Source organism: Planococcus alkaliphilus (assembly GCF_057031095.1).
Map to the genome: position 1 here is coordinate 3,288,095 of NZ_CM168060.1, position 16,435 is coordinate 3,304,529.

The following is a 16,435-nucleotide window of genomic DNA, read 5'->3' on the forward strand; positions in this document are numbered from 1 at the left end:
CCCCTATTTACAAGTTTTCAAATCAATACACCGAAAGCCGATATATCAAGAACCGTTCCCGAAGATTCTTTCCGGAAGAAGGCAATTCAATTTCTTCAGCCACTTCGAACGGAGTCCGCTGCGCCAAATAACCCATAAAGTCATCAGAAGGAAAAAATAGGATCAAGTCTATTTCCCTTGCTCTTTGTTCATATGATTTCATGATGTTATTGACAACCGCGATGAAAATCTGAACAGAAAAGGGATTGAAGAAATAGAATTTATTATCTGTTTCCTCCACCTTGTATTCTTCAGCCAAACACTGGATAAATCGGATGCTTCCTCCTGTCTTCCGTTTCTTTTCATAAGCCTGTAAATTTTCTTGCGCCTGCCGATGAAAATCGGGATCCATTTCTATTCCGGCAGTTTGGGCTCCAAAGCGGTGATGAATGTAAAAGTTCAACCGCCCTTTCCCGCTGCCAAAATCGACGAGCCGATCCGAAGAAGATAAGGAGTACCGGTCGAACAATTGATCAAGAAGCGAATAAGGCGTCGGTTCATAGCGATTGTGATGAATCGATTCAGGAAATCCTTGCTGGATCTCCGATGTTTGGATAGCCAATTCCTTGTCTCTCCACTGTTCTTCCATAACACAGCTCCTTTCTTTTTAACTAAATCAAATCAGAACGGCTTGCAATATTCCATTATTTTTGATATGGTCTAGCTAATTCAATATTTTCTTGCCTGGATATTCCGGGTGAGGATAGAGGTGCAAAGACCATCAGTACGCTTACCGAGGAGTATGGGATCCGTTGACGTATGCTGAAAGGGGAATTTGCCGAAGCGATGAAAGGCTCATACTGGCTATCGCTGGTTCTGCATTGAACAAATGCTGAACTGTCATATAGGAAACTATATGGAGGGCTATCTGACACAAAGAAACAAACGCATGACATTGTTTCTATGGCAGCAACGAGACCCTCGTTGCTGCTTTTTGTTTGTTAATGACCGACCCGTTCACCTCTAAAAGCAAACCAAAAAAATGAGAAAAGGGTGGTACGATGAATTTCGGACAAGTAGTGACGGCAATGGTGACGCCATTCGACGCACAAGGTGATATAGATTTTCAGGCAACCAAAAAACTAGTGGAGCATTTGATCGCGAACGGCACGGACGCGCTAGTCGTAGCCGGCACAACCGGTGAATCTCCTACGCTGTCAACGGATGAAAAAATTGAGCTATTTAAGTTTGTGGTTAAAATAACCGACGGACGCATCCCGGTCATTGCAGGCACAGGCTCTAACGATACGCGTTCTTCGATTTCGCTCACGCGCGCAGCAGAAGAAATCGGCGTGGACGGTGTCATGCTCGTAACCCCATATTACAATAAACCTTCCCAGGAAGGCATGTTCCAGCATTTCCAAGCAATCGCCGCTTCAACGTTCCTGCCTGTGATGCTTTATAATATTCCAGGGCGCAGTGTCGTGAACCTGTCTCCTGAAACCACCATTCGCCTGTCTGCCATCAAAAATATCGTGGCGATAAAAGAAGCCAGCGGCGATCTGGATGCAGCAGCGGCAATTATTGAAAATACACCAGCTGACTTTGCGGTTTACAGCGGCGATGACGGCTTGACCTTGCCGATGCTTTCAATCGGCGGACAAGGCATCGTTTCGGTCGCAGCCCATATTATCGGGAACGATATGCAAGAAATGATTACCCTGTTCAAAGGCGGCAATGTCCAAGAAGCGGCAGCTCTTCACCGGAAACTCTTGCCGGTGATGCATGCGTTATTTGCGGCGCCAAACCCGGTGCCTGTAAAAACAGCGCTGAACTTAAGCGGCGTAGAAGTTGGCGGCGTGCGTTTGCCAATGATTCCGTTGAACGAGCAGGAACAGCAAGCTCTTCAGCACGTGCTTTCGGAAAGTCCAGCTAATCTTTCTAAACTTTAAATCCATTTCATTCAACGAAAAACTGCTGAAGCGGCTTGATGCTTCAGCAGTTTTTTTAAGGATTGGCAGTAAGTTTTTTAAACGTTTGTTTCAAGCTGCCGCCAAGCAAAAGCTGGCTGACATCAATTCCGAGGCTGATCATTGTCTGGGCCATTTCCGGACGTATGCCGGTCAGCATGCTGTGCACGCCGACCAGCCTTAATGATTGGGTCACTCGGATAATCTGTTCCGCAACTACCGCATCGACTTTAACGACCCCAGACAAATCAATAATCAAGGTTGAGATTTTTAAACGGCTGGCTTCCAGTAAGGTCTTTTCCAATATGTACTGAGCCCGATCGATATCAATTTCTCCAATCAATGGCAAAATAGCGATTTGATCGTTTACAGGCACTACCGGGGCAGACAATTTCATGAATTCGTCCCGAGCCTCCCTTAAGCTCTTCTGGTATGAATTGATATAGGCAAAGCTATAGGAATAAGCAGCGTGATCCAAAAGTGTATGAAAGTACTCCATGATTTCAAAAAGGTGCTCGAGTTTGATTTGATTGCGCATCGCTTCGGTCTTAATGATTTTGCCGATATGCTTTCGGTAAAGGGATGTCTCTGCCAAAGCAGCATCAAGCGCCATATTTTGATCGAGAAAGTAATTTCCGGTTTTTTCTCCCCAGACAGAAATTTCATCATAAGCTGTTTGCGGATCCAAAAAATGTTCAAATGACTGGGCAAGCAAGCCGATAAAACCCGCGCGGAATTCAGTGACTGCATCAATAAAACCGGCATATTCTTTCGCTTCTTCAAAACTGATGTCTTTAGAAACTTCTTCCTGTATCAATTCAGCGATGACATAGCGTTCTTCTTCCACCCGTTTGCCGAGCATTTTAATTTCTTTATCCATCCTGATCCCCCATGGTTTGAATTCAGTAGTGTTTTGAATTCATTATAACCGCCTTTCAGGTTCACGGCATACTTTTATTCAAAAGAAATTAAACCGCCTATAAGCAAGCTTAACAAGCCACCCGCACCTGCTATTCTTAAAATGCCGTCACCCGATTGCGGCCGCCCTTTTTCGAAGCGTACAAGGCTTTATCTGCCCGGCTGTATAATGTGATGCCGTTGTCTTTCTCCGAAAAAGATGCAAGGCCGATACTGACAGTGATCGCTGCATGAGCCCATTCATCCCGCTCTACACGCATTCGGATCTCTTCAGCTAAGCTTTTTGCCTGCAAGTGGTCAAATCCGGGCAATACGATGATGAACTCTTCTCCGCCAAGTCTTGCCACAATGCCGAAGGCTTCTGCTTCGCTCCGCAATTTATCAGCCAGTTCACGGAGCACCAAATCCCCGATATGATGGCCATACGTATCATTGACGTTCTTGAAAAAATCGATGTCAATCACCAATGCAGCGAGCGGCAACCCTTCTCGTGCCCGCCCAATTAAATTATCCATTTCCTTTTCCAAATAGCGCCGATTTTTCAAGCCGGTCAAAGGATCCGTGTTGGCGAGGTGCTTCAAGCCGCCATTGAGCTTTTCGAGTTCCAGCTGTTTCATTTCCACTTCTGAAAGAAGAGTTTGAAGCTTTGCATAGGCTTCTGCCGATTCCTGATTGATTTTTTCGGCCTTTTGCTTCGCCAAAAGCAGCTCCTTCTCGTATTCACCCCGGATACTCATTTCAATCAAGGCACATTCAAAAAAGCCATTTCGTTCAACGCTATTCATCAAAACTGGAATCGGCCCTTTCTGGCTTTTGATGGTGAGGGACATTTCAGTGACTTTTTTATGCAAGGTGATAGCCGGCAAAAAATAAGTTTGGAAATAAACCATCGAAGCAACCGTCAATAGTTGATGCACATGCTCCGGAACTTCTTCTTTTCCGATTATCTTTTTCATTTCTTCGTTCACTTCGATAATCCGGCATTCTTGGTCCATCACTAGATAAGCAAATGGCGCCTGATTCAACCGTTCCTCCATCTCGTTCTCCCCTATTCCTTCAAATACGCCTGGATGTGAGCGATGGTCTCTTCTGCATCACTTAAATGCGGATTATGTCCCTTGGCTTCCATAAGAACCAGTCGGCTGTTTTCAATTTTAGCATTCATGTAGCGCCCGACTTCAACCGGTGCAATCGCATCAAATTGGGTCTGCAGGATCAAGGTCGGAACTTTCACTTTTCCCAGCTCTTTCCGCATATCGGACTTGAATGTGACTTCTGCAAATTGGCGCGCAATGACAGGGTCATTCGAGCAAAGAATACTTTCGAAATCGTCCGTTAAAGTGGGCCGATCACTATTTTGCATGATAACAGGCGCCAGATACTTCGCCCATTCCTTATAATTCACTTCCATCATATCAAGCAATTCATCGATATCAGTTGGTTCAAACCCGCCTCGATAACCTTCCTCGTTCATATAATAAGGCGAAGGTGCAATCATAATCAGTTTCTTGATCAATTCCGGGCGTTCGTTCGATGCCAGCATGCCGATCATGCTGCTGACAGAATGGCCGACAAAGACCACATTCCGAAGATCCAAGGCGTCACATAAATCGAATAGGTCTTGTTTATAGCCGTGCAGCGTACTGTAGCGTTCCGTCGAGTATTTCGATTTATCGCTTTTTCCTGATCCTACATAATCGAAAAGCACCACTCGATATTGGCCTTCAAATGCTGGCGCAATACGATTCCATACATATTGATCGCATCCAAATCCGTGGGCAAATACCAGTGTCTGCTTTCCTTCCCCTATGATCCGTACATTATTTCTTTTGATGATCGCTTCTTTCATCCTATACCACTCCCATTGCGTCAATGCCGATTACTTAAAAATACCTGCTATCGTCCATACTACCATCTCTTGCTAAAAGTAACAGCAGTTGAATCTGGCTGTTCGAATGTATACCCAATTCCCTCCATTAGTCCGGCAAATAGAGAGTCGATCTCTTTTTGACTGAATCAAAATACTAAAAATCTCCAACAACCATTAAGGCCTTTATAACTAGCCGTTATTTTTAATCCGCAAAATAAAAACGAACCCGTATGGCCCGTTTTTTCTTGGTCAATCTTCCAACTTCATGCGTTTTCGGATTCCACCTGAAACCTCAGTGCCAATATCGAGCGGTTCATGCAGGCTTCCGGAAGTTAGCGGCGCTGGCGGTGCATCTTCTATCACTTTCTTTACTTGCACCGAATTCATCTTTTCCGTCAGTTTCGGCATGAGGCTCCGCGACAGCGCAGTTCCTTTCACTTTCGATCCCACTCCAATGGATTCCTGCGGGTCATCGATCAGGCTGATGATGGCTTCAATGACCGGTTCCGGGTCGTCCATCGGCTTCATTTCCGCTTCGTGCCCTGTGTAGTTGGCCGTATGCAGAAACCACGGCGTGTCGGTCGCCCATGGATGGACCATGCAGACATGAATATTTTGATGGCCTTCCAATTCGATTTCCTGATAAAGGGAAGCCGTTAACCCGATTACTGCAAATTTCGTCGTACTATAAGGAGTATAGTACGGGAAAGGCACTTTTCCTGCGACCGAACCGATATTGATCAAGGTGCCATGTCCTTGCAGCTTAAACTGGCGCAGTGCATAATGGCTGCCAATCAGTGTTCCGATGACATTGATTTCAACTGCGCGTGCCATGTCTTTCCCTGGCACTTCCGTATAAGGGCCGATCGCCCCCACCGCTGCGTTATTGATCCAGACATCGATTTTCCCGAAAGTGGATAGCGCCGTCTCAAAAAGATGCTTCATATCTTTTTCCTTGCTGACATCTGTGGTAACGGCAATGGCATGCGAACCGAGTTCATTGGCCAACTCTTCTATCAATGCTGTTCGGCGGGCAGCGAGAACCACATTCGCTCCGTCAGCTGCCAATTGCCTCGCCACCCCTTTTCCAAAACCACTCGATGCACCAGTGATGACAACCGTCAAACCCTGCCTTTTTTCATTTTCAGCCATCCGAATTCCTCCTTGCCGCTTATTTGTTGCGGAAACGTTCACGCATATTTCCTGAGACTTCACTTCCTTCCATTCTCGGTTCGAATAAACTGCCGGATGTCGGCTTAGCAGGCGGCGAACTTTTCAGCATCCGGTCCAGAAAATGGCCATCCAATTTCTCTACGGTGTCCGGCATCAATTTGTGCATGACCGCTGTGCCTTTTACTTTAAAGCCGATTTCCAGACTTTCTTGCGGATTATCGATCAGCCCGAGAATCTCTTCGATGACTTCTTCCGGGTCATCTGCTGGACCAATTTCAATGGCATGTCCGCTGTAATTTCCGGCATGTTCGGTCCAAGGCGTATCCGTCACCCACGGATGGACCACGCAAACTTGGATGTCTTTCCAGTCATCCAGCCGCATTTCCTGATATAAGCCTTTGCTGAGCCCCGAAATTCCGTATTTGGTCGCCGTATAGGCGGCTCCGAATGGAAGCGGAACACTTGTGACAAAAGAAGAGAGATTGATCAATGTTCCGTAGCTTTGCTGCTTAAATTGCTTTAAAGCAAAGCGGCTGCCGTACATCGTTCCCATGAGATTCACTTGGACGAGCCGCATCTGATCCGCTAGTGGAATTTCCGTGAATGAACCGATAATTCCGAGCCCTGCATTATTGATCCAGACATCCACTTTTCCAAAATCCGCAAGCGCTGTATCCATCAGCCGTTCCATATCGCCTTCGATACTGATATCCGTCGTAACAGCAACTGCATTCTGCCCCAACTCTTCCGCCAGCTGCTCGATCAGCTCCGTCCGCCGGGCCGCCAAGACGACATTCGCGCCTTCTGCTGCAAGCCGCTTCGCCATCCCTTTGCCAAAGCCGCTTGAAGCACCGGTGATGACAACGGTGAGGCCTTGCCTGGATTTTTTGTCTGCCATTTGAACCCCTCCTCGGGTAGAGAATGTTTTGTTGCTTCTGCCATACCCCTTTCACTGCAATGAAAACGCGGGCGTCTTGTAGATCTGCCAAGGAATTAAATCCCAAAAAACGGACACCCCATGAATGGAGTGTCCGTTTCTTCCTTCTATTCTTAAATCTCGGAGCTCAAGACGATTTCTCCCTGCGGCGAGGCATTGCCAGCCTGAGGTTCGAGCGTAATTGCGATCGTATCCCAGTCTTCGGTATTGTCTTCCAGACTGTAATACGCATTTCCTTCTCCATTGGCACTCGGAGTAAAGGCTCCTGCCGGAATCGGTTTGTCTTCTTTCAAGAGCCAAATCTGATAGACTTGTTCACCTTCAAGGGCTTCCAATTGTTCGGCTTGCACGACCAATTCAAGCGACTCCTCTTCCCGGATGATTGCGGCTTTCGCCGTTCCGCCAAATACTTTATTCGGCTGAAGATCGATGGATTGGAAGGCCATCTCCCCGCCGGTTTCCGGCTGTTCCGACAGCTTCAGCAAGGCATAGCCATTGCCGAGCAGCGATACGAACAAGGCAGCCGCAATCAGCACTGGCCATCTATTCTTCTTTTTCACCGCTTTTTGTGCGATAAGCGGAGCGGGTTCCCGCTTCACTTCTTCGGATTTCTTCTGCTCTTCTTCCTCTTCGAAGACAGTAGATAGGATTCTGGCTTTCATCCCGGCAGGTGGATCGACAGGATCTGCAAGGTAAGGGAGATCGCCCGTCATTTCGATGATTTCCTGACAATCCGTACAGGTTTTCAAATGCTGTTCAAATTCAAGCTGTTCTTCTTTACTGAGCGTTCCGTTCAAATAATCGATGACGTGGTCACAATTCAGTTTCGCCATGGTGAGTCCCCCCTTTCCTGCATATCATGCAAAGTCCCTTTCAGTTTTTTCAAAGCGAGCCGTATCCTGCTTTTGACGGTCCCGAGCGGAACCTCGCATAGCTCAGAGATTTTTTCATGTGTGTATCCTTTAAAATAAAACAACTGGACCATTTTTTGCTGCTCGGCAGATAAATCTTTTACAGCCAATTGAATCTGTTCTTTCTTTTCCTGCCATTCTGCCGTTTCTTCCACACTCGATGCCGGACTAACCAATTCTCCAGCCTCTTCAAGCGCCACTGACGGCTTTTTCTTCTTGCGGATCAAATCGATGGCGGCATTCCGTGACATCGTGAATAGCCAGGAAGTGAATTTCCCTTTGCTTTCATCGTACTCTCCAACACCCCGCCAGACTTTTATAAAAACTTCCTGCAGCGCTTCTTCTGCCAAATCCCGGTCTTCGGTCATTTTCACAAGAAACGAGAAAAGAATTTTTTCATAGCGGTCGTATAATTGTTCAAGCGCTTCTTTGTCTTTGTTCCGTACACGTTCATATAGAACAAAGTCTGAACTTTTCTCCATAACTGGTCCCCTTTATTCAGATTTCATTCCTCAAGCTTACTATAACTCAGCGTTAGCCAACACAATAAAGTTAAGGAATCGAGAATTCGAAGATAAGAAGAGTGAAAATGAACGATGCATTTTCATTCTTTTATTCGCAGCTACTTCTTTTTGCTTTCTTACTCCTCTAACGGATCGATTCGTTTTTTAGTTCACTTTTAAAAGTTTTTTAAAAAAGAGTGATCTATTTTCCAACAGGTTCCGTTAGGTAAGCAAGAAATGAAAAAAGAGGAGTGTTGACGATGAAATGGAGAAAAATTTTAGCGCCGGTATTAGGGGCAGCGCTGCTGCTGCCAGGAATGGGAGCAACGGCATTTGCACACGATGGCCCGCACGTGGATACAACAGGAGATGAATTGCGGGCGACGCTTGATGGTTTGCTGTCTGAGCACTACGCTCTGGCTGTCGACTCGATGATGAAAATCTACGACGGCGATAAAGCAGCCGAAGCGGCCATGGCTGCATTAGATGAAAACGCAGCCGATATGGAGCCGGTCATCGCATCCGTTTATGGTGAAGAAGGCGGAGCGGCATTCGAAGAAATTTTCGCAAAGCATAATGTTGGAACAGATGACTATGCAATGGCCGTAAAAGACGGAAACGAAGAAATGAAGCAAGAATCCCTTGATCAGATCCAGTCATTTGTTGACGAGATGGGCACGTTCCTCGCAACAGCAACGGAAGGCAACCTTCCAGAAGAAGGAGCCAAACAGGCGTTGCGCCAGCATGAAGATTTCGTACAAGATACTTTCGACTTATATGTAGCTGGTGAATACGAAGCGGCTTATACTTCTTATCTCGAAGGCTTTAAGCAGATTTTCGGAGCTGGCAGTGCCATCAGCGGTGCAATTGCCACTCAATTCCCTGACCAGTTCACGGACCCGAATACACCGGCCGGCGATTTCCGTTCAACAGTGAACCGAATTGCGGCAGAACATTTTGCACTCGCACAATTGAGCATGGTAAAAGGCTATAACGGTTCAGCAGACTTTGACTTTGCCGATTGGGCACAGGACCAGAATACAGAAGAGTTCCGCGGCGCTTTAGCTTCTGTCTATGGGGAAGAAGCAAGCAACCAATTCACCGCTCTTTGGAACAACGAACACATTTCAATCCAAGGCAATTTAGCCGCTGCTTCCGCTTCTGAAGATCAGGAAGCTGTAGACGGTGCCGTCATGACATTAACAGATACATTTGCAAACGAATTAGGTACTTTCCTAAACACAGCGACTGAAGACCGCATGCCGCTTGAAGAAACGATTGCTGCTGTTGCGGCACACGAGAAATCAGTAGTAGATACATTCCAGCAATATGTTTCTGGTGATTATGCAGCTTCTTACGAGACTTACCGCACTGGCTATGCCATCATGTTCGATATCGGCAAAGGCTTAAGTGGTGCAGTTGTAGATCAATTCCCTGAGAACTTTGTCAATGCAGCCCCTGAAAAAATGCCCGCTACCGGATTTGGCGGCAGTGAAAGCCAATCCAGCACGATGATGCTTTGGGTAGCTTTAAGCGCATTGATCTTAGTTGGCGCAGGAACTATCACGTATCGTCAAAGTAAACAACAATCATAAATGACAGGAAATAAGAGAGGGCTTTTTAGCCCTCTCTATTCCTACTTTAATGGGAGGGATGGAAAATGAAGCAGATTGTGACAATGGGCATCGCCGTTTTTTTGGTCGCTGCCTTATTTTTCATTTTAAAGCCGTTGGCGAATGGCCCGGCGGATAAAGAAGAAAGCGTACAACTTGAAGAAAACAGTGAAAAAGAAGTGACGGCGGGAAATGTTGTCGACAAAATCGCCGAATTCCCCATCTTTCCTGAACAGCGCGAAAAACTGGAAATGGTCCAAAAACAACGGCAAGAAAGCATTAAAGGCATGGAGCCGACGCGCATCGAAATCGAGTCCATCGGAGTTGAGGCAGCAATCGAACCGACCGGGATCCTTGAAAATGGCGAAATGGGCGTCCCAGAAGATGTCGATCAAGTAGGCTGGTTTGAACCCGGTTTCAAAGCTGGCGCTAAAGGACATGCTGTCCTTGCTGGCCATGTCGACAGCTTGACCGGCCCAGCCGTATTCTACGAGCTGAAAGACGTTAAGCCTGGTGATCAAGTGAAACTATTTGATGCAACAGGCCGGGAAATGGTATTTGAAGTTCAAAAACTGGCAAGCTATGAAACCGATGCAGCACCGATTGAAGAAATCTTTGGAAATGCAGACGGACGGTTCATCAACCTCATTACTTGTACTGGCGACTTTAACCGTGATATCGGTTCGCACGAAGAACGATTGGTGGTAACAGCTGAACTCATCTCCGACTCGGCAGTTGAAATTGCAGCTCCCAAAGCACCGGAGAACGTCACTGCAACTGATTTCAATGTTTCGTGGCATGCTGTACGGGACGATGCCATTATCGGCTACCGCGTCTATGAAGAGGACATCGCATCCGGTGAAATGAAGAAAATTGAAACCGTCTCCCTGTTCGACCGCAAGAATATTACGATCGAGCCAAGCGAAGGCAAGCGCTACTACGTTTCCTCCGTAGATGTGGATTTGAAAGAATCACAGAAAACAGAAGCGTTAAAATAAAAACTGTGGAAGCTTATCTAAAGAGCTTCCACAGTTTTTATTTGCTTTTAAAAGTTTTTCTGGTTATCAGGTTTCTCTTGGACTTTAGCCAAGAAAGTGGATTGTGGTTTTACTGATTCTTTTTGTTAATGCCTGACGCACTTCGTTTTTATAACTTGAAGATAAGTTAAAAGATTTTCAGGCGGTATTTTTCTTCGAGTCTATTCGGTGAAAAAAGTGTGGAATATTTTCTATACGACGGATGCTGAAGCAGCCTCTCGGGCGTCCACCCTTGCAATGATGCGGGTTCGTTACATTCGCTCTTTCTTAAACGATTCGATGCAGGGATTGTCGCAGGGCTCCCCTTTGCGACTCATGCTGATTTTTACTTTCTTCGCTTTTAATAAAGTTATGTTCTCATTCGAACAGTAATGAGAGCCTCGACTGAAGCAGCGAATCGACTTCTTCGAGCGGAAACTCTTTTCTAAGACTATTTTCACTATCAGTTTTATTCGGGCGTATTTCCGTCTTAACTGGGCTTATTCTTTCGACTACTGGGCGTATTTCTTCCTTAACTGAGCGTATTTTAAATTCGCAGGAACAGTCCCTTCTATCCCTTTATAGCCAATACCAAGCAAGAAAAAAAGCAAATCCGGTAAATCCGGATTTGCTTTTAAGATTTTCTGCTCTTTATTGCTTGCGGTAACGGACCGCCACTGTTGTAGCAAGAGCCGCTAACATCAAACCGGCCATGATCCATAGGAACGGCGTTGTGGATGAAGCGGCTGTTCCGCCCATACCTGTTGCCGGCATTTCAGATGGCATTGCAGCAGCACCGAACTGATCCGGGAACTGGTCAACGATGGCTGCCGATAATCCGGCTGCTGGCATTGACATATGCGCATATGCTTCACGAATCGAGTTATAAGCGGCATCGAAGTCTCCTGCAACGTAAGAGTCAAAAGCTGCTAACAATTGGCCCGTGTGTGCTTTCAAGCCTTCTTCTAACGCATCTGCCGGTACACGGCCTTCAGTGGCTGCATCAAGAAGTGCCGCTTGTTCGATGATGTATTGATCCAAATCAGCTTTCGCTTTTTCCTGGCCTTCCATATTGCCTTCGCCTGTTGCTACTACGTAATCAACAAAGTAGCCAATATGTGATTTCCAGATTTCTTCAAATTGAGCTCCTGCTTCATCGCCGTAGACAGATGCAACAGCTGCAGTTAAATCGTCAGCGTTCGCAAGCAGCGCGGCAGATGCCTGGTCAAAACTTTCAGCACCGTCTGCCCCGTCCTGCATCGCCATAGCCGCTAAGCCTGCATGCTCTGTAAAGGTCATGTTCAACTGAGCACGCAAGTCAACAGCCGGTGTATCCGGATTCGTGTTATCGAATTTCTCCGGGAATTGGTCTGCAATCGCTACAGACAAAGTTTCTGCGAACATGCTCATGTGATGGATCGATTCGCGTTCAAGTGCGTACGCTGTTTCAAAATCACCAGCTACATAAGCATCAAAAGCTTCTACTAATTGATCCACGTGCATATCCAATCCTTCTTGAACAGCTGCTGCCGGTAAACGACCTTCAGTCGCTGCGTCGAAAAAGTCGGATTGTGTTTTCTTGTATTCTTCCAAATCTGCCAAGGCTTTGTCTTTTCCAGCCTGGTCCTCTTTCGCAGTCGCTGTTACATAATCAACAAAATAGCCGATATGCGATTTCCAGATTTCATCGAATTGCGCTGCACCTTCGTCACCGTAAACAGAAGCGACTGCCGCTTTTAAATCATCGGCGTTTGCAAGAAGCGCTCCAGAAGCCTGATCAAAATCTTCAGCGCTGTCCACGCCTTTTCTCATCGCCTCAACTGCCAGGAAAGCATGCTCCGTCAATACCGTATCCAATGCGATCCGAAGTTCTGCCGCTGGTGTTGCCGTACCCGCTTCCATTGCTGAAGCTGAAGCCGGTGCTGAATGTGATTCATGTCCGTCTGCCAATGCCGCTGTCGGCACCAATAATGAAAGGGTTAATGGAAGAGCTACTAATAGTTTGTTCATTTTCATCTAAAACATCTCCTTTTTCCTGTTTAATTTTTTGTACTGCCAACAAAACGCAGGAAGAAATGATTTAGATCACTTTTTTGAATAAAAGATTTTATTTTAGTGAAAGCTGTCGGAAAGAAGCGATTTCCTGCCATGGAAATGGTTTTCTTTTGGAATTTCACCTTGAACGCGCGCATTCCTTTTTGAACGCGCGTAAATCCGATTAAACGCACGCATTCTTCTCTGAGCGCGCGCAAGTGCTGAAATCCTCCAATTTTAATCAAATATATTAAGAATATCTTCCAAAAAAGCGATTTATGGCAGCAATTTTTTATCCCGGTAAAAGCGAGTAATTTCCAGAAAATTGTCGAAATAATGTCGGCTTGCAAAGAAAAAGGAATAATTCCTCTAATAAACCAGCACGTTATACTGTATGGTTTTTAGTCCCCCGTGCTAAACTATTTTTAATTTCAAAAAGGAGGCGTTTGCATTGGGAAGGGATTAATGAAGATTGGCGAAATTGCAAAATTAAGCGGAGTATCGACCAGAACAATCGATTATTATACGAATCGCGGGTTATTGTCAGTTGAGCGCTCGGAAAAGAATTACCGGCTTTATCCCGATTCAGCCCTTCAAACGCTCGAACGGATTCACCAGTTGAAAAAACAGCGGCTGTCGATTGCCGAGATTAAAGAACTGCTCGATTCGAGCCGGCTGCCGGAAACTGAAGTGCTCGCTGAAGATGTATATGAAGAATTCGATTGTCTGCAGAAAAAAATCATCCGCTTAGAGGAACAAATGAAAAACGCACCGACTCATGTCAAAGTGCAAATCAGCAAAGCACTTGAGAGCAAATTGGTGGCCATTGCCTCCCTGCTCGCTCTGCTGTAACTAATTACGGAGGTGACTCCCTTTTAAAAGGGAACATAAGTGGACATAATTACGATACTGAATTTAGGGTTATTGGTACTATTACTTGCGCTGACGGCATTTTTTGTCGGCTCGGAATTTGCGGTCGTTAAGATTCGCATGTCACGCCTGGATCAGCTGATTGCAGAAGGCAATAAAAAAGCGATTACTGCAAAGAAAGTCGCCAGCGACTTGGATTACTACCTTTCAGCTTGCCAACTCGGAATCACCGTGACGGCACTTGGACTCGGTGCCCTTGGTAAGCCGACAGTTGAACGTTTGATGTATCCAATATTTGAATTTCTTTCCGTTTCAGATGCGGTTGCATCTGCCTCTTCCTACGCGATTGCGTTTTTGCTTGTCACTTACTTGCACGTGGTGCTTGGTGAAATGGCACCGAAAACATTAGCGATCGAATATGCAGAGAAAATGTCGTTATTGCTTGCCCCTCCTCTTTTCTGGTTTGGTAAAGTATTGAAGCCTTTTATCTGGCTATTAAACGGTGCTGCCCGGATTCTTTTAAGAGCATTCGGCGTTCAGCCTGCCGGACACGACCAAGCCTACTCGGAAGATGAGTTAAAGATTGTCATGGCGCAAAGCTATGAAGGAGGCGAATTGAACGAAACTGAGTTGTCTTATATGGAAAACGTCTTCACATTCGATGAGCGTGCAGCGAAAGACATCATGGTCCCTCGTACTGAACTAATTACGCTGGACAAAGACATGCCGCTCGAAGAAATCGTCCAAATACTGGACGAAAACAATTACACACGCTATCCAGTGACCGAAGACGGTGACAAAGACAGCATCATCGGTTTTGTCAGCGCAAAGAAAATGCTTCCGCATATCGTAGCGGGCCGCCCGTGGCAATTGCAGGATTTTGTCCTTGAAGTTCCGACCATTTTTGAAATGACCGGATTGCAGAACGCATTGCTGCGAATGCAGCACGCGCGTGTCCACATCGCCATTGTCGCAGATGAATACGGCGGAACTGCCGGAATGCTGACATTGGAAGATATTCTGGAAGAAATTGTCGGGGAAATCCGCGATGAATTCGATGAAGATGAACAGCCTGAAATTGACCAGATCGGTGAACATCAGTATTTGATTAACGGACGGGTTCTACTGAGAGATCTTGAAGAGCGTTTCGGCCTGACTTTTGAGGAAAGCGCAGATATTGATACGATTGGCGGCTGGGTCCATTACAAGAGTGTCGGGGAAGTTCAAACCGGCGATACGCTGACGAAAGAAAACTCATTGTGGACCGTCACCGAAATGGACAATCAACAAATTAAACAAGTTTTGTTCCATCGAGAACCTGAATAAATTTGAATGCCCATCCTGCTTTTGACTATTTAATGGAGGTGAATCCCCTGTCACAGGGGAGCCATATTGGAAGGACAAATAATCATTAATCTGCTGCTCGTCGCGCTGATGATTCTCGCGACTGCATTTTTCGTCGGTGCTGAATTCGCTATTTTAAAAGTGCGGATGTCAAGGATCGACCAACTTATTTCAGAAGGCAATAAAAAGGCCATACGCGCAAAAGAAGTAGTCAACAATCTCGATTACTACCTGTCGGCGTGCCAACTCGGCATCACCGTAACGGCTTTGATTCTCGGGGCATTAGGGGAACCGACAGTGGAAAAAATGCTGCATCCGGCATTCGATTATTTTGACGTACCGGAAGCTTTAGCAACAGCCCTTTCTTATGCAATTGCGCTTGGAATTGTCACGTTTTTGCACGTTGTCATCGGCGAACTCGCACCCAAAACCTTAGCGATTCAATTTGCGGAAAGAATGACCTTGCTTCTTGCACCGCCTCTTTACTGGTTCGGCAAAATCATGAGCCCATTTATTTGGCTTATGAACGGCTCAGCACGCCTATTCCTTAAACTCTTCAAAGTAGAGCCTGCCGGCCACGAAGAAGCGCATTCTGAGGAAGAACTTAAATTGATTATGGCAGAAAGCTATAAAAGCGGAGAAATCAATCAAACTGAATTAACCTATTTAAAGAATATTTTTGAATTTGATGAGCGGATCGTGAAGCATATCATGATTCCCCGCGAAAAAATCATCACGGTCACTCAAGGTCTTTCACGCGAAGAATTTTTCGGTATACTGGACCAGCATGAATATACCCGCTATCCTGTGACTGAATCCGGCGACAAAGACCGAATTCTGGGATTCATCAATACGAAAGAACTGTTGACCGGAATGGCAGCCGGACGCGTTCAAGATCCTGCTGAGCTGCTCCACAAAATGCCAAGCTTTCCCGAAAATACACCCATTCAAAAAGTGCTGAACAAAATGCAGCAAAGCCGCATTCACATGGCGATTATTACCGCAGAAGACGGGCATACAGCTGGCATTGTGACGATGGAAGATATTTTGGAGGAAATTGTCGGGGAAATCAGCGAAGAATCTCTCGAAATCAATCCCATTTAACAAATGGGTTTTACCCTTTCCACAGTCCAGCATCCTGCTGGACTTTTTTATTTTCCCTCCCCTTTTTATTTTGATTTGGACGGCTGTTCTATATTACAATGGATAACAGAGCCATTTTTCCTGAATGCAATTCGAGCAAATGACATGGCCCTCCTGCGGATTGCAGGCAAATTAAGCGGATACAAAATTACGG

The 16,435-nt window shown here is 46.0% G+C and carries 15 protein-coding genes and 1 riboswitch; of the genes, 6 read left to right on the top strand and 9 right to left on the bottom strand.

What is annotated here, in order from left to right; all coding sequences use genetic code 11:
- Positions 1 to 22 precede the first annotated feature (22 nt).
- A complete protein-coding gene (locus AC2EXB_RS17090) occupies positions 23 to 628 on the bottom strand; it encodes an SAM-dependent methyltransferase (protein WP_483602466.1) in 606 nt (201 codons plus the stop codon).
- A 107-nt stretch (positions 629 to 735) separates the two neighbouring features.
- Positions 736 to 914, top strand: a riboswitch (Lysine riboswitch).
- A 126-nt stretch (positions 915 to 1,040) separates the two neighbouring features.
- Between AC2EXB_RS17090 and dapA the strand changes: the two genes are divergently transcribed.
- Positions 1,041 to 1,931, top strand: a complete 891-nt coding sequence (gene dapA, locus AC2EXB_RS17095; protein ID WP_246807960.1) for a 4-hydroxy-tetrahydrodipicolinate synthase — start codon at positions 1,041 to 1,043, stop codon at positions 1,929 to 1,931.
- A 55-nt stretch (positions 1,932 to 1,986) separates the two neighbouring features.
- Here dapA and AC2EXB_RS17100 read toward each other — a convergent pair whose 3' ends face one another.
- The 7 genes from AC2EXB_RS17100 to AC2EXB_RS17130 form a co-directional block, all read right to left on the bottom strand.
- Positions 1,987 to 2,829, bottom strand: a complete 843-nt coding sequence (locus tag AC2EXB_RS17100; protein WP_246807959.1) for an STAS domain-containing protein — start codon at positions 2,827 to 2,829, stop codon at positions 1,987 to 1,989.
- 136 nt (positions 2,830 to 2,965) lie between these two features.
- Positions 2,966 to 3,904: a GGDEF domain-containing protein gene (locus tag AC2EXB_RS17105; RefSeq protein WP_246807958.1), complete on the bottom strand. Its 939-nt coding sequence runs from the start codon at positions 3,902 to 3,904 to the stop codon at positions 2,966 to 2,968.
- Between the two features lie 11 nt (positions 3,905 to 3,915).
- On the bottom strand, positions 3,916 to 4,716 hold the full coding sequence (locus AC2EXB_RS17110; RefSeq protein ID WP_246807957.1) for an alpha/beta fold hydrolase: 801 nt from the start codon (positions 4,714 to 4,716) through the stop codon (positions 3,916 to 3,918).
- 270 nt (positions 4,717 to 4,986) lie between these two features.
- The gene (locus tag AC2EXB_RS17115; RefSeq protein WP_246807956.1) at positions 4,987 to 5,889 is read right to left on the bottom strand and encodes an SDR family NAD(P)-dependent oxidoreductase; all 903 of its coding nucleotides are present in this window, start codon (positions 5,887 to 5,889) and stop codon (positions 4,987 to 4,989) included.
- 19 nt (positions 5,890 to 5,908) lie between these two features.
- Positions 5,909 to 6,808 (bottom strand): SDR family NAD(P)-dependent oxidoreductase, encoded by a 900-nt coding sequence (locus tag AC2EXB_RS17120; protein WP_483602467.1) that lies wholly within the window; start codon positions 6,806 to 6,808, stop codon positions 5,909 to 5,911.
- 152 nt (positions 6,809 to 6,960) lie between these two features.
- A complete protein-coding gene (locus AC2EXB_RS17125) occupies positions 6,961 to 7,680 on the bottom strand; it encodes an anti-sigma factor (RefSeq protein ID WP_483602468.1) in 720 nt (239 codons plus the stop codon).
- Positions 7,668 to 8,240 (bottom strand): RNA polymerase sigma factor, encoded by a 573-nt coding sequence (locus AC2EXB_RS17130; protein ID WP_246807951.1) that lies wholly within the window; start codon positions 8,238 to 8,240, stop codon positions 7,668 to 7,670. The genes AC2EXB_RS17125 and AC2EXB_RS17130 overlap by 13 nt, the downstream gene beginning before the upstream one ends.
- 281 nt (positions 8,241 to 8,521) lie before the next feature.
- Between AC2EXB_RS17130 and AC2EXB_RS17135 the strand changes: the two genes are divergently transcribed.
- Both AC2EXB_RS17135 and AC2EXB_RS17140 read left to right on the top strand, forming a co-directional pair.
- A complete protein-coding gene (locus AC2EXB_RS17135) occupies positions 8,522 to 9,856 on the top strand; it encodes a hypothetical protein (RefSeq protein ID WP_483602469.1) in 1,335 nt (444 codons plus the stop codon).
- A 65-nt stretch (positions 9,857 to 9,921) separates the two neighbouring features.
- Positions 9,922 to 10,872 (top strand): class F sortase, encoded by a 951-nt coding sequence (locus tag AC2EXB_RS17140; protein WP_235197412.1) that lies wholly within the window; start codon positions 9,922 to 9,924, stop codon positions 10,870 to 10,872.
- A gap of 669 nt (positions 10,873 to 11,541) precedes the next feature.
- Here the strand turns inward: AC2EXB_RS17140 and AC2EXB_RS17145 are convergent.
- Positions 11,542 to 12,906, bottom strand: coding sequence for a copper amine oxidase (locus tag AC2EXB_RS17145; RefSeq protein ID WP_483602470.1), 1,365 nt, complete (start codon positions 12,904 to 12,906; stop codon positions 11,542 to 11,544).
- A 483-nt stretch (positions 12,907 to 13,389) separates the two neighbouring features.
- Between AC2EXB_RS17145 and AC2EXB_RS17150 the strand changes: the two genes are divergently transcribed.
- The 3 genes from AC2EXB_RS17150 (at position 13,390) to AC2EXB_RS17160 (ending at position 16,242) form a co-directional block, all read left to right on the top strand.
- The gene (locus AC2EXB_RS17150; RefSeq protein WP_483602471.1) at positions 13,390 to 13,776 is read left to right on the top strand and encodes a MerR family transcriptional regulator; all 387 of its coding nucleotides are present in this window, start codon (positions 13,390 to 13,392) and stop codon (positions 13,774 to 13,776) included.
- 39 nt (positions 13,777 to 13,815) lie between these two features.
- Entirely contained in the window at positions 13,816 to 15,120 is a 1,305-nt protein-coding gene (locus AC2EXB_RS17155; RefSeq protein ID WP_483602472.1) for a hemolysin family protein, read from the top strand.
- A 66-nt stretch (positions 15,121 to 15,186) separates the two neighbouring features.
- Entirely contained in the window at positions 15,187 to 16,242 is a 1,056-nt protein-coding gene (locus AC2EXB_RS17160) for a hemolysin family protein (protein WP_483602473.1), read from the top strand.
- Positions 16,243 to 16,435 lie beyond the last annotated feature (193 nt).

What these genes read in the sequence shown, in the direction of transcription:
- AC2EXB_RS17125 (WP_483602468.1), bottom strand. Translation starts at nt 7,680, where the DNA reads ATGGCGAAACTGAATTGTGACCACGTCATCGATTATTTGAACGGAACG.
- AC2EXB_RS17135 (WP_483602469.1), top strand. Translation starts at nt 8,522, where the DNA reads ATGAAATGGAGAAAAATTTTAGCGCCGGTATTAGGGGCAGCGCTGCTG.
- dapA (WP_246807960.1), top strand. Translation starts at nt 1,041, where the DNA reads ATGAATTTCGGACAAGTAGTGACGGCAATGGTGACGCCATTCGACGCA.
- AC2EXB_RS17090 (WP_483602466.1), bottom strand. Translation starts at nt 628, where the DNA reads ATGGAAGAACAGTGGAGAGACAAGGAATTGGCTATCCAAACATCGGAG.
- AC2EXB_RS17150 (WP_483602471.1), top strand. Translation starts at nt 13,390, where the DNA reads ATGAAGATTGGCGAAATTGCAAAATTAAGCGGAGTATCGACCAGAACA.
- AC2EXB_RS17130 (WP_246807951.1), bottom strand. Translation starts at nt 8,240, where the DNA reads ATGGAGAAAAGTTCAGACTTTGTTCTATATGAACGTGTACGGAACAAA.
- AC2EXB_RS17120 (WP_483602467.1), bottom strand. Translation starts at nt 6,808, where the DNA reads ATGGCAGACAAAAAATCCAGGCAAGGCCTCACCGTTGTCATCACCGGT.
- AC2EXB_RS17100 (WP_246807959.1), bottom strand. Translation starts at nt 2,829, where the DNA reads ATGGATAAAGAAATTAAAATGCTCGGCAAACGGGTGGAAGAAGAACGC.
- AC2EXB_RS17110 (WP_246807957.1), bottom strand. Translation starts at nt 4,716, where the DNA reads ATGAAAGAAGCGATCATCAAAAGAAATAATGTACGGATCATAGGGGAA.
- AC2EXB_RS17140 (WP_235197412.1), top strand. Translation starts at nt 9,922, where the DNA reads ATGAAGCAGATTGTGACAATGGGCATCGCCGTTTTTTTGGTCGCTGCC.
- AC2EXB_RS17115 (WP_246807956.1), bottom strand. Translation starts at nt 5,889, where the DNA reads ATGGCTGAAAATGAAAAAAGGCAGGGTTTGACGGTTGTCATCACTGGT.
- AC2EXB_RS17145 (WP_483602470.1), bottom strand. Translation starts at nt 12,906, where the DNA reads ATGAAAATGAACAAACTATTAGTAGCTCTTCCATTAACCCTTTCATTA.
- AC2EXB_RS17105 (WP_246807958.1), bottom strand. Translation starts at nt 3,904, where the DNA reads ATGGAGGAACGGTTGAATCAGGCGCCATTTGCTTATCTAGTGATGGAC.